General features: G+C 59.2%; 18 protein-coding genes and 1 pseudogene. 7 read left to right on the forward strand and 12 right to left on the reverse strand.

Features of this window, described 5'->3' with window-relative positions; translation table 11 throughout:
• Window positions 1-36: 36 nt before the first annotated feature.
• Window positions 37-945 carry a bifunctional GNAT family N-acetyltransferase/hotdog fold thioesterase gene (locus ACZ9IL_RS16795; protein WP_476004497.1) on the reverse strand — a complete coding sequence of 303 codons (909 nt, stop codon included), beginning with the start codon at window positions 943-945 and terminating at the stop codon, window positions 37-39.
• Between the two features lie 51 nt (window positions 946-996).
• Here ACZ9IL_RS16795 and ACZ9IL_RS16800 point away from each other — a divergent pair, with 51 nt between their 5' ends.
• Window positions 997-1,653, forward strand: coding sequence for a spermidine synthase (locus tag ACZ9IL_RS16800; RefSeq protein ID WP_476005370.1), 657 nt, complete (start codon window positions 997-999; stop codon window positions 1,651-1,653).
• A 125-nt stretch (window positions 1,654-1,778) separates the two neighbouring features.
• On the opposite strand, the gene dtd is transcribed toward ACZ9IL_RS16800, so the two are convergent.
• The 3 genes from dtd to typA form a co-directional block, all read right to left on the reverse strand.
• Entirely contained in the window at window positions 1,779-2,216 is a 438-nt protein-coding gene (dtd, locus tag ACZ9IL_RS16805; RefSeq protein ID WP_476004498.1) for a D-aminoacyl-tRNA deacylase, read from the reverse strand.
• A gap of 122 nt (window positions 2,217-2,338) precedes the next feature.
• Complete coding sequence (locus tag ACZ9IL_RS16810) at window positions 2,339-3,211, reverse strand: virulence factor BrkB family protein (RefSeq protein WP_476004499.1); 873 nt, start codon at window positions 3,209-3,211, stop codon at window positions 2,339-2,341.
• Between the two features lie 161 nt (window positions 3,212-3,372).
• Complete coding sequence (gene typA / locus ACZ9IL_RS16815) at window positions 3,373-5,184, reverse strand: translational GTPase TypA (protein ID WP_476004500.1); 1,812 nt, start codon at window positions 5,182-5,184, stop codon at window positions 3,373-3,375.
• Window positions 5,185-5,534: 350 nt separating this feature from the next.
• Between typA and glnA the strand changes: the two genes are divergently transcribed.
• The 5 genes from glnA (at window position 5,535) to add (ending at window position 11,439) form a co-directional block, all read left to right on the forward strand.
• Complete coding sequence (glnA, locus tag ACZ9IL_RS16820) at window positions 5,535-6,944, forward strand: glutamate--ammonia ligase (RefSeq protein WP_042639233.1); 1,410 nt, start codon at window positions 5,535-5,537, stop codon at window positions 6,942-6,944.
• Window positions 6,945-7,140: 196 nt separating this feature from the next.
• The gene (locus ACZ9IL_RS16825; RefSeq protein ID WP_476004501.1) at window positions 7,141-7,710 is read left to right on the forward strand and encodes a DUF4124 domain-containing protein; all 570 of its coding nucleotides are present in this window, start codon (window positions 7,141-7,143) and stop codon (window positions 7,708-7,710) included.
• Between the two features lie 86 nt (window positions 7,711-7,796).
• Entirely contained in the window at window positions 7,797-8,864 is a 1,068-nt protein-coding gene (glnL, locus tag ACZ9IL_RS16830) for a nitrogen regulation protein NR(II) (protein WP_476004502.1), read from the forward strand.
• Window positions 8,865-8,873: 9 nt separating this feature from the next.
• Window positions 8,874-10,292, forward strand: a complete 1,419-nt coding sequence (gene glnG, locus ACZ9IL_RS16835; protein WP_476004503.1) for a nitrogen regulation protein NR(I) — start codon at window positions 8,874-8,876, stop codon at window positions 10,290-10,292.
• 139 nt (window positions 10,293-10,431) lie between these two features.
• Window positions 10,432-11,439 carry an adenosine deaminase gene (gene add, locus ACZ9IL_RS16840; RefSeq protein ID WP_476004504.1) on the forward strand — a complete coding sequence of 336 codons (1,008 nt, stop codon included), beginning with the start codon at window positions 10,432-10,434 and terminating at the stop codon, window positions 11,437-11,439.
• A 67-nt stretch (window positions 11,440-11,506) separates the two neighbouring features.
• On the opposite strand, the pseudogene hemN reads toward add, so the two are convergent.
• The 4 genes and pseudogenes from hemN to ACZ9IL_RS16860 form a co-directional block, all read right to left on the reverse strand.
• A pseudogene (gene hemN / locus ACZ9IL_RS16845) lies at window positions 11,507-12,881 on the reverse strand (oxygen-independent coproporphyrinogen III oxidase).
• A 25-nt stretch (window positions 12,882-12,906) separates the two neighbouring features.
• Window positions 12,907-13,347: a DUF2489 domain-containing protein gene (locus tag ACZ9IL_RS16850; RefSeq protein WP_476005371.1), complete on the reverse strand. Its 441-nt coding sequence runs from the start codon at window positions 13,345-13,347 to the stop codon at window positions 12,907-12,909.
• A gap of 11 nt (window positions 13,348-13,358) precedes the next feature.
• Complete coding sequence (gene yihI, locus ACZ9IL_RS16855) at window positions 13,359-13,937, reverse strand: Der GTPase-activating protein YihI (RefSeq protein WP_476004505.1); 579 nt, start codon at window positions 13,935-13,937, stop codon at window positions 13,359-13,361.
• Between the two features lie 819 nt (window positions 13,938-14,756).
• Window positions 14,757-15,374 (reverse strand): c-type cytochrome, encoded by a 618-nt coding sequence (locus ACZ9IL_RS16860; protein ID WP_476004506.1) that lies wholly within the window; start codon window positions 15,372-15,374, stop codon window positions 14,757-14,759.
• Between the two features lie 143 nt (window positions 15,375-15,517).
• Here ACZ9IL_RS16860 and yihA point away from each other — a divergent pair, with 143 nt between their 5' ends.
• Window positions 15,518-16,174, forward strand: coding sequence for a ribosome biogenesis GTP-binding protein YihA/YsxC (gene yihA, locus ACZ9IL_RS16865; RefSeq protein WP_476004507.1), 657 nt, complete (start codon window positions 15,518-15,520; stop codon window positions 16,172-16,174).
• A 499-nt stretch (window positions 16,175-16,673) separates the two neighbouring features.
• Here the strand turns inward: yihA and spfP are convergent, their stop codons facing one another.
• The 4 genes from spfP to tsaC form a co-directional block, all read right to left on the reverse strand.
• Window positions 16,674-16,721: a small protein SpfP gene (spfP, locus tag ACZ9IL_RS16870; protein ID WP_462101308.1), complete on the reverse strand. Its 48-nt coding sequence runs from the start codon at window positions 16,719-16,721 to the stop codon at window positions 16,674-16,676.
• 506 nt (window positions 16,722-17,227) lie between these two features.
• Window positions 17,228-18,049: a shikimate dehydrogenase gene (aroE, locus tag ACZ9IL_RS16875; protein WP_476004508.1), complete on the reverse strand. Its 822-nt coding sequence runs from the start codon at window positions 18,047-18,049 to the stop codon at window positions 17,228-17,230.
• A 103-nt stretch (window positions 18,050-18,152) separates the two neighbouring features.
• Window positions 18,153-19,061, reverse strand: coding sequence for an oxygen-dependent coproporphyrinogen oxidase (gene hemF / locus ACZ9IL_RS16880; RefSeq protein ID WP_476004509.1), 909 nt, complete (start codon window positions 19,059-19,061; stop codon window positions 18,153-18,155).
• A gap of 100 nt (window positions 19,062-19,161) precedes the next feature.
• Window positions 19,162-19,722 (reverse strand): L-threonylcarbamoyladenylate synthase type 1 TsaC, encoded by a 561-nt coding sequence (gene tsaC, locus ACZ9IL_RS16885; RefSeq protein WP_476004510.1) that lies wholly within the window; start codon window positions 19,720-19,722, stop codon window positions 19,162-19,164.
• Between the last annotated feature and the right edge of the window lie 27 nt (window positions 19,723-19,749).

Here is a 19,749-nt window from a genome sequence, read left to right on the forward strand (position 1 = left end):
CGATGAGGCCTTGTTTGTTAGCAGGGGAGAGAAAGACTAGTGTCCGGCCCGCTTGATCGGCAGCACCACGTACTGCCCCTGGAATTCCGCCGCCAACTTGCGGCCGCTGAATAGCTGCACCTTGAGGCTGAACTTGGCCGATTCCCCCTCCTTGAGCGGTGCCAGCACGGCGGGCATTCCCTCGCGGGCCACCCTCGCCTCCGGCTCCTCGTTCACCGGACGGTAATACTTGATGTTGCCCTCGGCCAGCACGGTATCACCACCGAGCCCGGCTTCCTTGAGCTGCAGCCAAATGAGCCCCCATCCCGCCAGCACGCACTGGCTGTAGATGCTGCCGGCGAACATGGTGTCGTGCACATTGAGGTTGGCCGCCAGCTTGGCCTTGAGATGGAAGGTCTGGCCGTCGTAATGGGTGATGTGAACCCCCATCTTCTCGCTGATGGGAATGCCCCGCGACCAGCGAGTGGTGAGATCCTGGCACCACTCCGGGCGATACTGGATGGTTTGCAGCGGACTCAGGGACTTGATCATCTGGCGGTGGGCGATGCGGCCAAAGGAGACGGGACCTTCCCCCACCTCGAGGAAGCCGCAGCGGCGGTAGAACTCCACCGCCTCCTGGCGCGCATTCATCACCAGTCGTGTCACCTTCTCGTCGCGGGCGAGTTGCTCGAGATCGTCCACCATGCGGGCCCCCAGCCCCTGACCTCGGTACTCGGTGCGCAGCGCCATGAAGCGGATCTGGGCCTCGTCACCTCCGACGAACAGCCGGCCGACGGCGATGGGGGTGCCATCCTCGGCCAGCATCAGCCGATGGATGGCGACGCTGTCGTATTCGTCCCGCTCGGAGCCGATGGGCAGGTTGAAGGGTTTGCGCAGCAGTTCCCAGCGCAACAGGTAGTAGGCATCCAGTTCGGCTGCCGTTTGAGGGGTGACCACCCGGTACATAGATACATCCTTGAGTTACACTGGTCGAAAACCATCTTGCCGTGCAAATTCATGGACTTCAATCTGCAAGCGTACCAAGCCGACCACTTATTGCACCTCAGCGCCAAGCCCGAGCGCCGGCTCTGCATCCTGGAAAATGGCCAGCACCGCTGGCTGGAGATGGACGGCGTGGTGCAGTCGGCAATGAGCCTCGCCGATCCGGCCGCGCTCTGCCTGCCCCATCAGCGCCATATCGCAGAACGGCTGCCAGCCCAGGCGAGTCGCATCCTGGAGCTGGGGCTCGGCGGCGGCGATCTCAGCCGCCATCTGGCCACGCGCTGGCCCGAAGCGCACCACGACTGCGTGGATCTGGACGCCGAGATCATCACCCTGTTCCAGCAGTTCTTTCAGCCCTCCTCTAGGCGCGAACCCCGGCTGCACCATGCCGATGCCCTCCAGTTCCTGCTCCAGAGCACAGCGCACTACGACCTGGTGCTGCTGGATCTGTTCAATCAGGATGGCAACCCGCTGCTGTTGTTCCAGGCTCCGCTCTATCAGGCATTGGCCCAGCGCCTCTCTGGCACCCTCATCATCAACCTGCTGCCCCGCACCCGACTGGAGCAGGAGCAGGCGCTGCGGCTGGCCCGGGAGTGGATTGGGCCGACCGAGATCCACGCCGTGCCCGGCTACCGCAATGTCATCCTGCACAGCATGAGCCAGCAGGCCTAGCGCCGAGGCAGAGAGGCCTGAGCCGGGCGGCATGCCACCCGGAGGCAGTGTTTAATATCGATTAATTTACATTTACCTACCGAATACGCTAATGAAACCCACTAAAACAAACAATAAACTGCCCGTCAGACCTGCAGCCAGAAGGTCACCGGGCCGTCGTTGAGCAGCCGCACCTTCATGTCGGCGGCGAAGCGGCCGGTCTCGGTCGGCAGGCCACTCGCCTTCGCCCGGGTGACGAAATAATCGTAGAGTCGCTCAGCCTCCACCGGATGGGCCCCGCCGGAGAAGCTGGGTCTCATCCCCTTGCCGGTATCCGCCGCCAGGGTGAACTGGGAGACGACCAGCAGGCTGCCGCCCGCCTGGCTCACGTTGAGATTCATCTTGCCGGCCTCGTCGGAGAAGATCCGGTAGCCGCTCACCTTGTGCAGCAACTTGTCGGCCTTGGCCTCATCATCCCCCTGCTCCACCCCGAGCAGCACCAGCAGACCGCCGTCGATGGCACCGACCACGTCGCCCTCCACGGTCACGCTGGCCTCGGATACCCGTTGAATCAATGCAATCACCCGTGACTCCTTAGTCCATGTCAAAAATAAGCGACCGCCCGAAGGCGGTCGTCAATGTTAGCAATAAGCGGCGGGCAGAGGCCAACTTCTCGGCACGGCCATCACCGCAACAGGCCCCGGACTCAGCCCAGCTCCTCCGCCCCCGGTTTCTCATATTCACCGAGGCAGGCGGTGGTCTCCGCCCCCAGCAACACCACCAACCAGCTCAGGTAGACCCAGACGAACAGGATGGGGATGGTCGCCAGGGCACCGTAGATGGCCTGATAGGAGGGGAAGTTGGTGATGTAGATGGCAAAGCCACGCTTGGCCAGCTCGAACAGGGTGGCTGCCACCAGGGCACCGATCAAGGCATGGCTCAGCCGCACCTTGCAGTTCGGCACCACGGTATAGATCAGCAGGAAGGTGAGCACCGAGAACAGGAATGGCAGACTGCGCAGCAGCAGATAGCCCACCCCGAACAGGCTGTCGGCGGCAAACAGCTTGAGCGACAGGATATAGGAGGAGATGGCGAGACTGGCGCCGATGAGCACGGGCCCCAGGGTCAGGATCATCCAGTACATGGCGAAGGCCTGGGCCAGCGGCCGGTTCTGGGTCGAGCGCCAGATGTAGTTGAGGTTCTTGTCGATGGCCGAGATCAGCATCAGCGCCACCACGATCAGGGCGCCGATGCCGACCGCCGTGGTGTTGGTGGCATTGGCCACGAAGCCGTCGATGTACTCCTTGAGCATCTCGCCGGCGGTGGGCACGAAGTTGTGATAGACGAACTGCTCCATCGCCTGTTTCAGGCTCTGGAATACGGGAAAGGCCGACATCATGCCGAACACCACGGCGACCATGGGCACCAGGGAGAGCAGGGTCACATAGGCCAGATAGCCGGCAGTCACGGTCAATCTGTCCTGTTGGAAACGACCCCAGACAAACTGGGCGAAGTGGCCACCGTCGTGGCGCAAGAAGGAGATTACATGAGCCAGGCGGCCGCTGATTTTGTGCTGCATCGTGGTTCTCGAACAATTCATCATGGGGATATTGTGTCAGATAGGGTGGCCATTTGACCACCCATGGCCGGCCGGAGATGGCCGATGGCGGGCGACAAGGCGACAAATGGCCATAAAAAAAGAGGCCCGAAGGCCTCTCTCTGTCTGTCGATGAACAGATATCAAGCACGACCGGCGCGCTTGCGATCCATCTCGGTCAGCAGTTTCTTGCGGATACGGATCGCCTTCGGCGTGATCTCGACCAGCTCATCGTTGTCGATGAACTCGAGCGCCTGCTCCAGGGTCATGCGGATCGGCGGAGTCAGCACCTGGGCTTCGTCGGTACCGGAGGCACGCATGTTGGTCAACTGTTTGCCCTTCAGGCAGTTAACAGTCAGATCGTTGGAGCGGGAGTGAATACCGATCACCTGGCCTTCGTACACTTCGGTCGCGTGACCGATGAACAGACGACCACGGTCTTGCAGACCGAACAGGGCGAAGGTCAGGGCCTTGCCGGTAGCGTTGGAGATCAGCACGCCGTTCTGACGCTCACCGATGCTGCCACCCTTGTGCGGACCGTAATGGTCGAAGGTGTGGTACAGCAGACCGGTACCGGAAGTCATGGTCAGGAACTCGGTCTGGAAACCGATCAGACCACGGCTCGGGATCATGAAGTCCAGACGGACACGACCCTTGCCATCCGGGGTCATGTTGGTCATCTCGCCCTTACGCAGGCCGAGTTGCTCCATCACTGAACCCTGGTGGATCTCTTCCACGTCGACGGTTACGGTTTCGAACGGTTCCTGCAGAACGCCGTCAATGGTGCGCAGGATAACTTCCGGACGGGATACCGCCAGCTCGTAGCCTTCGCGACGCATGTTTTCGATCAGGATGGACAGGTGCAGTTCACCACGGCCGGAGACGCGGAACTTGTCCGGATCTTCGGTCTCTTCCACGCGCAGGGCCACGTTGTGAACCAGCTCCTGGTTCAGACGCTCCATGATGTTGCGGGAGGTCACGAACTTGCCTTCTTTGCCGGCGAACGGTGAGGTGTTGACCTGGAAGGTCATGTTCACGGTCGGCTCGTCAACGGAGAGCGGCGGCAGGGCTTCGACGGCATTGTTGTCACAGATGGTGTCGGAGATCTTCAGCTCGCCCAGACCGGTGATGGCAATGATGTCGCCAGCTTCGGCGTCGGTCACTTCGGTACGGGACAGACCCAGGTAACCCAGCACCTGGCCAACTTTACCGGTACGGGTCTTGCCGTTGGCACCGACGATGGTGACTTGCTGGTTGGTCTTGACGCGACCACGGGTGATGCGGCCGATACCGATAACACCGACGTAGGAGTTGTAGTCCAGCTGGGAGATCTGCATCTGGAAACCACCGTCAGCGTCCGCTGCAGGGGCTTCTACGTTGTCAACGATGGCCTGGAACAGGGGTTCCATGTTCTCGGACTCGGTGTCCAGATCCATGGTGGCCCAACCGTTCAGTGCAGAGGCGTAGACCACTTTGAAGTCCAGCTGGTCATCGGTGGCACCCAGGTTGTCAAACAGGTCGAATACCTGGTCCATTACCCAATCAGGACGAGCACCCGGACGGTCGATCTTGTTGATGACCACGATCGGCTTCAGACCCTGGGCGAACGCCTTCTGGGTCACGAAACGGGTTTGCGGCATCGGACCGTCAACGGCGTCAACCAGCAGCAGCACGGAGTCAACCATGGACAGCACGCGCTCAACTTCACCACCGAAGTCGGCGTGACCCGGGGTATCAACGATGTTGATGCGGTAGTCGTTCCAGCGGATCGCAGTGTTCTTGGCGAGAATGGTGATGCCACGTTCCCGTTCCAGATCATTGGAGTCCATGATCCGTTCCTGACCTTCGCTGGTGCGATCCAGAGTACCGGATTGCTGCAGCAGCTTATCAACCAGAGTCGTTTTGCCGTGGTCAACGTGCGCAATAATCGCAATATTGCGTAAATTCTCTAACATTCTCGCCTCAAATCACCGGGTAAAATTGGGCGCTAATTGTACTCTCGCCTTTGTGATCTGCCTAGCAGAATTGCAGCACATTCGCATACAACAGGGGATCTGGATCATGGACCCCGCGTGGAAAGCCTGCTTAGATGGCATCGGGGCGTGGGCGCACCATCCTGGTGCACCAAAACGATCCAAGGTTGCACCACTTTGAGGCGCGACCATGCACGAGAGCGGGTGACCCGACAGCCTGAAACGGTGCAAATGCCCTGAAATCAAGCTGTCACAAACTTGGCACGATACTGGCTTATGTGAATATGACGACGCATTCACTCAAAGAGTTTTAACACCGGAGGTTACTTAGCATGTCAGCCCAGAACGTTTTGGCCTTGATCCAGGAACACGAAGTCAAGTTTGTTGATCTGCGTTTTACCGACACCAAGGGTAAAGAGCAGCACGTATCTATCCCTTCCCATCAGGTCAACGAAGAGTTCTTCGAAGACGGCAAGATGTTCGATGGTTCCTCCATCGGCGGCTGGAAGGGCATCAACGAGTCTGACATGGTGCTGATGCCGGATGCGGCCTCCGCCAAGCTGGATCCCTTCACCGAAGAGACCACCCTGAACATCGTCTGTGACGTGCTCGAGCCTGCCACCATGCAAGGCTACGACCGTGACCCGCGCTCCATCGCCAAGCGCGCCGAAGATTTCCTGAAGTCCAGCGGCATCGCTGACACCGTGCTGTTCGGGCCGGAGCCGGAATTCTTCATGTTCGACAACATCACCTTCTCCAACACCATGGGCCACAGCTTCGTGAAGATCGAATCCGAAGAAGCGGCCTGGAACTCGGGTACCGAGTACGAGCACGGCAACAAGGGTCACCGTCCCTTCGTCAAGGGTGGCTACTTCCCGGTTGCACCGGTTGACTCCTCCCAGGACATCCGCGCCGCCATGTGTCTGGTGCTGGAAGAGATGGGCCAGGTCGTTGAGGCTCACCACCACGAAGTGGCGACCGCCGGTCAGAACGAGATCGCGACCCGTTTCAACACCCTTACCCTGAAAGCGGATGAAGTACAGGTACTGAAGTACGTGATCCACAACGTGGCCCACGCCTACAACAAGACCGTCACCTTCATGCCAAAACCCATGTTCGGTGACAACGGCTCCGGCATGCACTGCCACCAGTCCCTGGCCAAGAACGGCGTCAACCTGTTCGCCGGTGACCTGTACGGCGGTCTGTCCGAGATGGCACTGCACTACATCGGCGGCATCATCAAGCACGCCAAGGCCATCAACGCCTTCGCCAACCCGACCACCAACTCCTACAAGCGTCTGGTACCGGGTTATGAAGCACCGGTCATGCTGGCCTACTCCGCCCGCAACCGCTCTGCCTCCATCCGTATCCCGGTGGTACCGAGCCCGAAAGCCCGCCGTATCGAGGTGCGCTTCCCGGATCCGGCTGCCAACCCCTACCTGGCCTTCGCCGCCCAGCTGATGGCCGGTCTGGACGGCATCATCAACAAGATCCATCCGGGCGATGCCATGGACAAGAACTTGTATGACCTGCCGCCGGAAGAAGCCGCAGAAGTGCCGACCGTTGCCGGTTCCTTGGACGAGGCGCTGTCCGCCCTGAACAGCGATCGCGAATTCCTGACCCGTGGTGGCGTATTCAGCGATGACTTCATCAACTCCTACCTGGAGCTGAAGCAGCATGACGTGGATCGTGTCCGCATGACCCCGCATCCGCTGGAATTCGAGCTGTACTACTCCGTCTAAGCCGGAAAGCTTGTCTCAATTGAAAAACCCGCCATCTGGCGGGTTTTTTATCTAAGGGGCTGAAATATCATGGTCCCGTCGGCCAGGCTGGCGCGTTTGCTAACTAAAGGATCTATATCACCACCACAAACCCGACAATCGGTCTGACAGTTTTTTCTCTGATAGGATTATGTGAAACCCCGTCAAGGAGAGATGGATGAAAACAGTACCATGGATGCTGGGCCTATTGCTGATGATGTCCTGCACCGCCCAGGCTGCCAGAGTCTATTCCTGGACCGATGCCAATGGCGTCACCCACTACACGGATGCCCCTCCCCCCGGCAAGAATGCCAAGGAGATAGACCTGCGAGTCTCTCCCCTCATCGGCACCTCACCGCACTCGGTTCAGGTCGACAACTTCAACAGCCTGACCGGCGTCGATGCCAAGAAGGCACAGGAAGCCACCCAGCTGACCATAGAGTTGCTCTCTCCTGAGCCCGGCAGCACCCTGCGTGACAACACAGGCAACATCGTCTTCCAGGGCCAGATCCACCCTCAGGCCCCGGTGCAGTTCGATGTGCGCCTGACCCTGGACGGCAAGGCTGCCCCCCTCGCCCACAACAGCCTGGCTATCCGGGTCGAGAACCTCGATCGGGGTGCCCATGAGGCACAGCTCGAGCTGCTCGCCAAAGACGGTACGATCCTTGCTAAATCCAAGCTAACCACCTTCTACCTGCATAGAACGACAGTGGATCAGGCTCCCAAAGCCACCCCCAAGGCCAATTAGGGGTGATGTGATGCACCGATGCGGGTAAACTCAATGCACCATATCGGTGCATAATTGGTGTGCAGCACCGTTTTAGGGAGAAACCTGTGCCAACCCGCCTGGACCACGCCAAGACACTCTTGGACAATCTGCTGACCGCCGTCATCCTGATGGATGAGCGGCTCTGCATCCAATTCGTCAACCCGGCGGCCGAACAGCTGCTCTCCCTCAGCGAACGACGACTGATCGGGATCGAGCTGCCCCATCTGCTTGAGCACATTTCCCTCGACTTGCAACGGTTCAAGCAGTGCCTCATTTCGGGGCAGGGGTTCACCGACAGCGAAGTCACCCTGGTGGTGGAGGGGGAGCCCAGGCTGGTCGAGATCAGCGTGAGCCCCATGGCCGACAGCCTGGGGGACAATGAGCAGCGGCTGATGGTGGTGGAGCTGCGCAAGATCGATCAACAGAAGAAGATCAGCCAGGAGTTGCAGCAACACGCCCAGCAGCAGGCCGCCAAGGAGCTGGTGCGCGGTCTGGCCCACGAGATCAAGAACCCGCTTGGCGGCCTGCGCGGAGCGGCCCAATTGCTGCAAAAGGAGTTGCCCGACCCTGCCCTGCGCGAATATACCGGCATCATCATCGAACAGGCGGACCGCCTGCGGGTACTGGTCGATCGCCTGCTCGGCCCCCAGCGTCCCGGTCGCCACCAGATGCACAACGTGCACTCGGTGCTGGAGCAGGTGCGCCGTCTGGTGGATCTGGAACTACCGCCCCAGATCCGCATCGAGCGGGACTACGACCCCAGCATTCCCGAGTTCGAGATGGAGGCGGATCAGCTGCAGCAGGCCTTCCTCAACATGGTGCGCAACGCCGCCGAGGCACTGGGTGAGCAGGCCGGCCTTATTCGCATCAAGACCCGCACCGCCTTCCAGATCACCATCCACGGCCAGCGTTACCGGCTGGCGGCCGAGATCAAGATCATCGACAACGGCCCCGGCATCCCCGATGCCATTCGCGACACCCTGTTCTATCCCATGATCACCGGCAAGGAGGGGGGCACCGGCCTCGGTCTCTCCATCGCCCAGAACCTGATCGATCAGCACAAGGGACGCATCGACTGCATCAGCTGGCCCGGCCATACCGAATTCACCATCTATCTACCGCTTCGCAAATAAGGGAACCTCATGACAGCAAAAGTGTGGATCGTCGACGACGACAGCTCCATCCGGTGGGTTCTGGAGCGTACCCTTGGCAGCGAGGGCTTCGAATGCGAGAGCTTTGCCGATGGCGAAGCCCTGCTGAGCTCGCTGGAGATGCGTTCACCGGACGTGATCCTGTCCGATATTCGCATGCCGGGTATCGATGGCCTCAGTTTGCTGGAGCAGATCCACCGTCGACAGGCCGACTTGCCCATCATCATCATGACGGCCCACTCGGATCTCGACAGTGCGGTCAACGCCTACCAGCGCGGCGCCTTCGAATACCTGCCCAAGCCGTTCGACATCGACGAGGCGGTCACCCTGGTACGCCGCGCCGAGAATCATCTCAAGGAACAGCGCACCAAACGCAAGGCACGCCAGCAGGAGCCCGGCAACAGCCCCGAGATCATCGGCGAGGCTCCCGCCATGCAGGAGGTGTTTCGCGCCATCGGCCGGCTCTCCCGCTCCAGCATCTCGGTACTGATCAACGGTCAGAGCGGTACCGGCAAGGAGCTGGTCGCCCATGCCCTGCACAAGCACAGCCCCCGTGCCCACAAGAACTTCATCGCCCTCAACATGGCGGCCATCCCGAAAGATCTCATCGAATCCGAGCTGTTCGGCCACGAGAAGGGCGCCTTCACCGGTGCCAACAACATCCGCCACGGCCGCTTCGAGCAGGCCGACGGCGGTACCCTGTTCCTCGACGAGATAGGCGACATGCCGCTGGACGTGCAGACCCGGCTGCTGCGGGTGCTGGCGGATGGCCAATTCTATCGGGTCGGTGGCCACCAACCGGTGCAGGTGGATGTACGGATCATCGCCGCCACCCACCAGAACCTGGAGAAGCGGGTCGCCGACGGCGAGTTTCGCGAAGATCTGTTCCATCGCCTCAACGTCATCCGCATCCACATCCCCGCCCTCAAGGAGCGGCGAGAGGACATTCCCCAACTCGCCCATCACTTCCTGCTGCGGGCCGCCAAAGAGCTGAACGTGGAGGCCAAGAGCCTGCACCCGGATACCCAGGCCTACGTCAGTCGCCTGCCCTGGCCGGGCAACGTACGCCAGCTGGAGAACGTCTGCCGCTGGCTGACGGTGATGGCCTCGGGACAGGAGGTGCTGGTGAGCGATCTGCCCACCGAGCTGCTCACCCCCATCACCAGCACGGCGGAACCGGGCCAGCCTGCCCTCACCGGTGGCTGGCAGCAGCAGTTGCAGGATTGGGTGGCCGCCAAGCTGGCGCTGGGGGAGATCGACATCCTGGCCGATGCCCTGCCCCAGTTCGAGCGGATCATGCTGGAAACCGCGCTGGAACATACCCGTGGCCACAAGCAGGAGGCCGCCCGCCTGCTCGGCTGGGGCCGCAACACCCTGACCCGCAAGCTCAAGGAACTCGACATTCCTTGAGCCTTTGGGAAAAACGATTCCCATCACGCCTTGACGAATCCCCTGCCAATAAGACCCCGTTTGCATGCAAACGGGGTATCTTTTTTAAGGGCCCTGCCTAGAATGGCAGGCTTTCCACCGACTCGCAGAAGGCGCCACCATGATTGACAGATCCCTCCCCCTGACCGACCTGCACCGCCATCTGGACGGCAACATCCGTCCGCAGACCATTCTCGAGCTGGGCCGCCTGCACAACATCCAGCTGCCCGCCGATGAGCTGGAGGCACTGCGCCCCCACGTGCAGATCGTCGAGAATGAGCCGAGTCTGGTTGCCTTCCTGAAGAAGCTGGACTGGGGGGTGGCCGTGCTGGCCGATTACGATGCCTGCCGCCGGGTCGCCTACGAGAACGTGGAAGATCTGCTGCGCGCCGGCATCGACTATGCCGAGTTGCGCTTCAGCCCCGCCTACATGGCCATGGCCCACAAGCTGCACCCACAAGGCGTGGTGGAGGCCATCATCGACGGCGTGGCCGCCGGCAGCCGCGACTTTGGCATCAAGACCAATCTCATCGGCATCATGAGCCGTACCTTCGGCACCGGGCAGTGCCAGGCCGAACTGGCCGCCTGCCTGGCCCACCGGGATCGTCTGGTCGCCATCGATCTGGCCGGTGACGAGCTCGGCTTCCCGGGTGAGCTGTTCATCGAACATTTTCGCAAGGTGCGCGATGCGGGCATGCGCGTAACGGTGCACGCTGGTGAAGCCGCCGGCCCCGAGAGCATGTGGCAGGCCATTCGCGATCTCGGTGCCGAGCGCATCGGCCATGGCGTCAAGGCGATTCAGGATCCGGCCCTGATGGCCTATCTGGCGGAGCATCGCATCGGCATCGAATCCTGCCTCACCTCCAACATCCAGACTACCACGGTGGCGAGCCTCACCGAGCACCCGATCCGCCAGTTCCTGGCCACCGGCGTGCTGGCCTGCCTCAACACCGACGATCCTGCGGTGGAAGGCATAGATTTGCCATACGAATACGAAGTCGCGGCGCCCGCTGCCGGCATGACCGCAGTGGAAATCCGTACCGCCCAGCAAAATGGCCTGACGCTGGCCTTCCTGAGCGATGCCGAAAAGGCCGAGCTGAGCGCCCGCGCCGCCAGCCGCCGGGACTAAATGCCATCCCGCCCCCAATAAAAAAACCGCCGAGAGGCGGTTTTTTTATTTTCCGAGCATGGCCGGATCAGATCACCCGGGAGAACTGCTGCTGACGTGCCTTGCTGCGCAGGTAGACGTCGAAGCACATGCAGATGTTGCGGATCAGCAGCTGACCGGTGGAGACCACCTCCAGCCCGTCATCCGTCATCCGCACCAGGTCGTCGTCGATGAAGGTCTGCAACAGCTTGAGATCCTCGGCGAAATACTCCTTGAAGACCAGGCCGTGTGCCTGCTCCACGGCGGCGAAGTTCAGGCTGAAGTCACAGATGAGACGCTTGATCACCTCCCGGCGGATCAGGTCGTCCCGGCTGAGGGAGCACCCCTTCCACTGGGCATGACCGAGCGCGTCAACCTGACCGTAGTACGCCTTGAGTTCCTTCTGGTTCTGGGAGTAGGCATCGCCGATCATGCTGATGGAGGAGACCCCCAACCCCAGCAGATCGCAGTCGCCCTGGGTGGTATAACCCTGGAAGTTGCGATGCAGCTTGCCCTCACGCTGCGCCACCGCCAGCTCGTCGTCGGGCTTGGCGAAGTGATCCATGCCGATGAACTGGTAACCCTGGCCGGTGAGGAAGGCGATGGTGTCCTGCAACATGGCCAGCTTCTCCCGGGGTGCCGGCATGTCGGCCTCTTTCAGCTTGTGCTGGGCGGCAAACCGGCTCGGCAGATGGGCGTAGTTGAAGATGGAGAGGCGGGCCGGATCCGTCTTGAGCACTTCCTCCAGGGTGTGGTGGAAGCTGTCGCGATTCTGGTGCGGCAGGCCGTAGATGAGGTCGAGATTGGTGGAACGGAAGCCCAGTTCCCGGGCCCGCTCCAGCATGGCGCGGATGAAGTCGTTGTCCTGCTCGCGATTGACCGCGACCTGGACCGCCTTGTTGAAGTCCTGCACGCCGAGGCTGATGCGGTTGAAAGCCCAGCTCCCGCAGCACATCCAGCATGGACAGCTCGATCTCCCGCGGATCGACCTCGATGCTGATCTCGCCTTCGCTCGCAAAATCGAAGTGCTCGCGCAGCATGGTCATCAGCCGCCGGGTCTGGGCTTCGTTCAGATAGGTGGGAGTACCGCCGCCCCAGTGCAACTGGGTCACCAGCCGGTGTTTGAACAGGGGAGCCTGCGCCTTGATCTCCTGCTCGAGGTAATCGAGGTATTGATCGGCCTTGTGCTGGTGGCGGGTGATCACCTTGTTGCAGCCGCAGTAATAGCAGAGCTTGTGACAGAAGGGGATGTGCACGTAGAGCGACAGATTGCGGGTCGGATACTGGCCCGCGGCGTGAACAAAGTCCGGGTAACCAAACTGCTCGCTGAATTCCAGCGCTGTGGGATAGGAGGTGTAACGCGGGCCGCTGTAGTTGTATTTCTCGATCAGGGTCTGGTCCCACACAATCTGCTCTATTTGCACGCTTGCTTCCTCTTTCTTATTGTCATCAAAGACTTAACTGAAAGTCCTTCAGCTGGGCAACATCCTTGAGGATCTGCGCCTCCAGTTCGGCCTCATAGCCGCCGCGCTCTAGATCCATCTTCATCACTTCATTGCGCTTGAGGGCCCGCCTCGCCTCGTGAGTCGGCATCTCTTTCACCTTCTCATAGAGCGTATACAGGCCGGGAAATTCGCTGGCGAAGGCACGTCCCCCCTTGATCTGCAAGGCATCCAGCAGATTGGTCAGCCGGATGGCCCCTTCGGAATAGTCGCACTGACCGTCCCGCACCGCATGGGCGATCACCCTGACGCTGTCGAGGATGCGTTCATTGCGGGCCGCGATGGCCTGCTGCTGCGCATCGTGCTGGCGCTTGAGACGGGCAAGCAGGGTGCCGGCATATACCGCCAGCCCCAGCAAGATCAGGCCACCCAGCAGGGCGGCCAGCATCCAGCCGCTCATCACTTCTTCTTCGGCTCTGGCTTGGGTTCAGGCTGATAACCGGCCTGGTTGAAGCGCTCCCACAACTCCTCTTCGGAGGCGGGCTGACTCGGCTCGTCGAAGTCGGCTTCATCGAACACGGCGTCTTCATCTTCGTCTTCATCGGTGTCGATGATGCCGAGCTCATCCATCAGCTCCTGATAACGATCGACACGCTGATCAACCCAGGCCTGCTCGGCCGCTTCCAGGGTCTCACCGTTATCCAGGCGATCCAGCAGATCGTTCAGGCGGTCATCGTTCTCGATGGAGGCGAGTTCCTGCTCCGGCGTCATCACCAGGCTCTTCTCTTTCAGTGGCTTGGCTGCCACCGACTTGGTTTTCTTCTCGTCCAGGACCAGCACGATCGGCTTGCGGGAACCGATGCGCGGATCCTTGGGTTGCTTGTTGCCGCCGTTATGAGACTGCTCTGCCTGCTGACGGGAGCCCGCCTTCAAGCCCTTGCGCTTGGCGGCGCGCTTGCGCTCACGACCTTCCTGGGCACTGGTATCTGATTCTTTGCGCTTGCCGGTAGGCTTGCGGGTGGGTTGTTTGGCCGACATGAATGACTCCGACAAATAACTGGATTGAAGCCCGAACCCGGGATTATTTCGTCCGGGGGGATGCTGAGACGGGGAACAGTAAATCTGGAACAAGAGTGGGATCCCGCACCAATTCGGCCAGATTTGGCCGCTGAACACCGCAGGATCGGCATCCTCTGGGCATGTTGCTGGTATTTTGACACAGAATGGCTAGGCGGGTTAATGACCCAACTGAAAAAAGGCAGCCGAAGCTGCCTTTATATGTTTATGCGAGTCCCATTCCCTGGTTGCAAACGCCTCTTCCCTGGGCGTACTTCTGCGCATCATCTTTCTTTTGGGGTCATCCTGACCCTTATTTATTCGTCGATCCTGAATGTGCGTGTGCTTGCCTGACCCGTCCTGATGACATCCTGCCATCCATCCGGGGTGGTTGCTTCCCGCAGTCCCGCTCATCCCGAGCGGTTACCATCCTGGTTCTATCATCCCGTGCCCACCACTGCCATGTGCTGCATGTGTCGAGCCGACGTCCTGTCCACCCTTGCCGAGCGCAGAGCCACTCGCAGGGGCATTCCATGGCTCCACTGTAACAACTCGGCAGAATGGCTCAATCCACTCAGCATGTTTTCAAACGCAGGTAAATCAGTGACTCGCATTTAACATATTGAAAGTTATGGCTTCCACAATGAAAGCTGCAGACTATTTCAGCCCAGACCGGATTTGGAAATGGAAGATCTCTTACAACAATGCGGGCCATTTATGGTAAATGGTGTTAAAGGCCAAAAATAAACGGGGAACATATAGTTCCCCGTTTATTTTCAACAAGATAGTTTTCTGTTGCTATCAGTGCAGGCCAGCCACGTATTGGGACAGCGCCTCGATATCCTGATCCGTCAACTTCTTGGCCACGTCGCGCATCATGCCGTTGGGGTCGTTTTCACGCGCGGCAGTGCGGAAGGCGGTGAGCTGCGCCTTGATATAGGCGGGATGCTGCCCCGACAGATTGGGATATTTGGCCTGTTCAATACCGGATCCACGCGGTCCATGGCAGGCGGTACAAGCGGCCAGACCCCGGCTCATGTCTCCACCCATATACAGCGCCTTGCCGGTAGCGACCACCTCATCAGGCACGGCGATCGGCGTGACCTTCTGACTGGAGAAATAGGCGGCCAGATCGTCCATATCCTGGTCGGACAGGGGCAAAGCCATGGGTCCCATGATGGGAGCAACCCGGCCAGTTTGGCCAGAAGCTGCAGCCTTCAGTTCAACTAATTGTTTTTTGATATATGATGCGTGCTGACCAGCAATCTTGGGATACATGTCAACTGGGCTGTTGCCGTCCGGTCCATGGCAGGCCGCACAGACGGCAGCCTTGGTTTGTCCCGCAGCGGCATCGCCCTTGGCTTGTGCCATCCCAGTTACGCCAACCATCAGAGCAAGTGTAATGACTAGGTTCTTCATGGCGTTCCAACTTTCTCGTTATTAGGCTTCCAGATCCCATGCCGCCGAAGGCATGTTAAAATAAACGCGTTTAAGCGACGCCATTTTACACGATTTCACATAAAAGTAACTCTATAACCCTCTATCTCTATGGGGAATTTACGTTGGATACACAAACTCTAAATTTCAATAAGGTGCATTTTGTGACCAGCGCACCCGACATCCGCCACCTGCCAAATGATGGGGGTGTCGAGATCGCGTTTGCCGGTCGTTCCAACGCCGGTAAGTCATCTGCATTGAATACCTTAACCAAACACAAGAACCTGGCACGGACCAGTAAGACCCCGGGCCGTACCCAGCTGATCAACTTGTTCGAGCTCGAACCTGGCAAGCGTCTGGTCGATCTGCCGGGCTATGGTTATGCCCAAGTACCGCTGGAAATGAAGCTCAAGTGGCAAAAGTCGTTGGCAGAATATCTGCAACGCCGTGAGTCATTGAAAGGACTGGTAATCCTGATGGATATCCGCCACCCGCTCAAAGAGACTGACATGAATATGCTGGAGTGGAGCGCACACCGCGAGCTGCCGGTCATGCTGTTGCTGACCAAGGCCGACAAGCTGAGCCCGGGCCCTCGCAACAATCAGGTGATCAAGGTGCGCCAGGCCGTGGCGGAGCTGGGTCCGCAGATCCAGGTCGAAGCTTTCTCTTCACTCACCAACATTGGTGTCGAGAAGCTGGCCCAAACCCTGACGGGCTGGTACCTGTCCGGTGCCGACATTGACCCGGTTGATGCTGACGAAGACGATCACATCGAGGAGTAAGGTACTCCTCGCCCTGCTGCAATGAGCGGAGTTAGTCCTCCGCTGATTGAAAGACTTTCACTCTGCCCTCTCTCACTAATCCCCAGCCTCTCCGTCATGCCACTACCGCCCCTGCTCATGGAATAAGCATTTATAATCAGCATGATATCAAGTTTAGCTGCTCGAGAAATTAACTTACCGCCACTGTGATAGCGTTTTCAATTTTCCACTTGAATAGAACCCGTTCAGAGCCACAAAGGAACGAAACTGAAATTTTATTACATACATTCAGGAGGAAGAAACGAAGGCGGGACAAAAATGAGGCCAGTAACACAACCTGCGGTACTGGCCTTAAGCAATGAGTTCAAAAATTGGGAAAAAGCTAATTCTCGAGAACAAAGACAATTGGTTTTCCTCAAGAAACGCCCTCATTCTAACAAAAGCCGAGCAAAATTGAAGTGTTTACTCTAATTTACAGGCATAAAAAAACACCCCGACGAAGACTCATCGGGGCTGCTATTCAGCCACATTCAATTACGTGAAATAAAAGGTCTGAAAGATAGAACATCTTACCTCTGTACCCTACGCAGATAACTGTACAGCAAAGCAGCAGAAGGTGAAAGTAATTTATGTAATTTAGTTTCAATGAAAATAGATAAGATAAATTACTTTATTTTTCATATGGATAAAAAAATCCCCAGTATAAATACCGGGGAGTTATAAAGGTGACTAGCTAGCACTTCCTCAACTATCTAGTTAGTCAGCACCATTTCATGCAAGTTCCGCTGTATCGGAAAAAAACTTGAACAATTTATCAGGTAGACCACCAAGGAAACTTCAACACATTGTTTTTAATCGATTTTTAAAAGTCGATGCTTAAAGCCGAAACACGGCAGCTTGCAGGCTTTGTGGGTGTTTTTCCTGAATGGGGGCCAGAACGGCTACTTTGGCCCACCGAAGACTGCCGAGGTGACTGTTGTTCTGCGGCCGATCTCTGACGCTGATTTCGTCAGCTGAACACTGTCATGCCCCTTGTTCTTGCCAAGTCTCGGCTCGGGAAACGGATGCCTCGCTTTACAGGATCCCCAGATTGCGCTTCAGCTCCCGCAATACCTGCTTGGTGCCTGGTCTGATGCCACGCCACACGGTGAATGCCTCGGCAGCCTGCTCCACCAGCATGCCCAGCCCATCCATGGTCCGCCGGGCGCCGTGCTGCTTTGCCCAGTGAATGAAGGGGGTGTCCGTCGCACCGTACATCATGTCGTAGATGGCGATATCGGCGTGGATCAGGGTGGACTCGAGAGGAGGCAGGTCACCCTGCAAACTGGCGGAAGTGGAGTTGATGACGAGATCGAATCTACCGCTCAATTGCTCGTAAGTCTGGGCCCTGATCTCCCCCAGCATCTGAAACTCGGTCGCCAGCTGCTCAGCCTTGGCATGGGTACGGTTGGCGATCACCAGCTCGACCGGTTGCTCGGCCAACAAGGGAGCCAGCGCCCCCCGGGCGGCCCCACCGGCCCCGAGCAGCAGGATCCGGCTGCCCGCCAGAGTCACGCCATGGGCCTTGAGATCGGCCACCAGACCTGCGCCATCGGTATTGTCCCCGAGCAATACACCGTCATCGGTCAGCTTGATGGTGTTGACCGCTCCCGCCAGCCTTGCCCTCGGGCTCAGTCGATCGACGAGGGAGAATGCCTGCTCCTTGAAGGGCACCGTCACGTTGCAGCCCTTGCCCCCTTCGGCGAAGAAAGCACGCAGGACAATGGCAAAATCATCGATGGCAGGCTCGGCCAGCCCATACTCCAGCGCTTGCTGCGTCTGTCTGGCAAACAGGGTATGGATGAAGGGGGACTTGCTGTGGCGCACCGGGTGGCCAAAAACCAGATAACGATCCATCAAAGAGTTCCATCAGAAGGCGATATTTCGATTTAACGGGTTTTCCCAATCAGGAACAAGCCGAATCTCGACAACAAAAAGGGGCCGCTAAAGGCCCCTCTGCTCACAACCAGTCTCTGGGGACCAGGTAGTCGCGGTAAAGCAACGCCTCCGGGCTACCCGCCTCCGGCTGCCAGTCATACTCCCAGCGCGCCAGGGGCGGCATGGACATCAGGATCGACTCGGTCCGGCCCCCGGTCTGCAGACCAAACAAGGTGCCCCTGTCGTAGACCAGGTTGAACTCCACGTAGCGACCACGGCGATAGAGCTGGAAGGCTCGCTCCCGCTCACCGAAGGGCAGCGCCTTGCGACGTTCGACGATCGGCAGATAGGCGTCGAGGTAGCCATTGCCGACCGCCCGCATGAAGGCGAAGCAATCCTCGAATGGCCAGCGATTCAGATCGTCGAAGAAGAGACCGCCGACCCCACGTGTTTCGTTCCTGTGCTTGAGGAAGAAATAACGGTCGCACCAGGACTTGAACTCGGGATAGATGTCCTCACCAAAGGGCTGGCAAAGATCACGCGACACCCGATGCCAGTGCTGCACATCTTCGGCGAAGGGATAAAAAGGCGTCAGATCGAAGCCACCGCCGAACCACCAGATGGGATCTTCACCTGCCTTCTCGGCGATGAAGAAACGGACGTTGGCATGACTGGTCGGCACATGGGGGTTGTGCGGATGGATCACCAGCGAGACGCCCATGGCCTCGAACGTGCGCCCCGCCAACTCGGGACGGTGAGCGGTGGCCGAGGCTGGCATGGCATCACCATGGACATGGGAGAAGTTGACGCCCCCTTGTTCGATCACGGCGCCGTGACGCAATACCCGGGTACGGCCACCGCCGCCACCGTCACGGGTCCAGGCATCCTCCACGAAGCGCCCTTCCCCATCGGCCTGCTCCAGCCCACGGCAGATCTCGTCCTGCAACTGCAGCAGGAAGGCCTTGACCTGGGCCACGTCCGGTTTGCTCATCTCGTCTCCAGTCAGGCGGGGTCATGCCCTGCCTGTTTTATTATGATGTCGCGACAGGGCTCGAGGCGCGCCGCTCTTCGGCAAAAGAAAACTCCCCTCCTCAGGAAGGGCGAATGACGGCGCCGGTTCTGGCGTCCTTGATCTCGGATGGATTGGCCTGGCCACCCACTTCGCCGGGCAGCACATAGGCCAGCAGTTGTGTCAGGGTTGTCCCTATGTCGGCGGTGCAACGGGCCGGCTCTTCACCAGTCAGGTTGGCACTGGTGGAAACCAGCGGCTTGCCATAGGCGCGGCACAGGGCCTGTACCTGAGGGTGGGCGCTGACGCGCACCGCCAGGGTATCGAAACGCCCCGTCAACCAGGCTGGCGTAGTGGCACGGGCCGGCATGATCCAGGTGAAGGGACCCGGCCAACTCGCCTGTACGCGAGCAAGCTGCTCGGGGCTGAGCTGGCTGAGGTCGATGTAATCCTGTAACTGCGCCACATCGGCGGCGATCAGGATCAAACCCTTCTCCACCGGACGCTGCTTGATGGTCAGCAGGCGCTGCACCGCTGCCTCGGAGTCGGGATCACAACCCAGGCCAAACACGGCCTCGGTCGCATAGGCGATCACCCCATCGGTACGGAGGGCGGCAATCGCTTGTTCAAATTCATTTGGCATAAAAAATGCGGCAGCCAAGCTACCGCC

This window comes from Aeromonas sp. TECH754, from assembly GCF_056279295.1.

Bases quoted from the DNA above. Each gene is read 5' to 3' on its own strand.
- ACZ9IL_RS16795 (WP_476004497.1), bottom strand. From the start codon at position 945: ATGTACCGGGTGGTCACCCCTCAAACGGCAGCCGAACTGGATGCCTAC.
- ACZ9IL_RS16825 (WP_476004501.1), top strand. From the start codon at position 7,141: ATGAAAACAGTACCATGGATGCTGGGCCTATTGCTGATGATGTCCTGC.
- add (WP_476004504.1), top strand. From the start codon at position 10,432: ATGATTGACAGATCCCTCCCCCTGACCGACCTGCACCGCCATCTGGAC.
- ACZ9IL_RS16800 (WP_476005370.1), top strand. From the start codon at position 997: ATGGACTTCAATCTGCAAGCGTACCAAGCCGACCACTTATTGCACCTC.
- typA (WP_476004500.1), bottom strand. From the start codon at position 5,184: ATGTTAGAGAATTTACGCAATATTGCGATTATTGCGCACGTTGACCAC.
- ACZ9IL_RS16860 (WP_476004506.1), bottom strand. From the start codon at position 15,374: ATGAAGAACCTAGTCATTACACTTGCTCTGATGGTTGGCGTAACTGGG.
- ACZ9IL_RS16810 (WP_476004499.1), bottom strand. From the start codon at position 3,211: ATGCAGCACAAAATCAGCGGCCGCCTGGCTCATGTAATCTCCTTCTTG.
- aroE (WP_476004508.1), bottom strand. From the start codon at position 18,049: ATGGATCGTTATCTGGTTTTTGGCCACCCGGTGCGCCACAGCAAGTCC.
- hemF (WP_476004509.1), bottom strand. From the start codon at position 19,061: ATGAGCAAACCGGACGTGGCCCAGGTCAAGGCCTTCCTGCTGCAGTTG.
- tsaC (WP_476004510.1), bottom strand. From the start codon at position 19,722: ATGCCAAATGAATTTGAACAAGCGATTGCCGCCCTCCGTACCGATGGG.
- yihI (WP_476004505.1), bottom strand. From the start codon at position 13,937: ATGTCGGCCAAACAACCCACCCGCAAGCCTACCGGCAAGCGCAAAGAA.
- glnG (WP_476004503.1), top strand. From the start codon at position 8,874: ATGACAGCAAAAGTGTGGATCGTCGACGACGACAGCTCCATCCGGTGG.
- ACZ9IL_RS16850 (WP_476005371.1), bottom strand. From the start codon at position 13,347: ATGCTGGCCGCCCTGCTGGGTGGCCTGATCTTGCTGGGGCTGGCGGTA.
- glnA (WP_042639233.1), top strand. From the start codon at position 5,535: ATGTCAGCCCAGAACGTTTTGGCCTTGATCCAGGAACACGAAGTCAAG.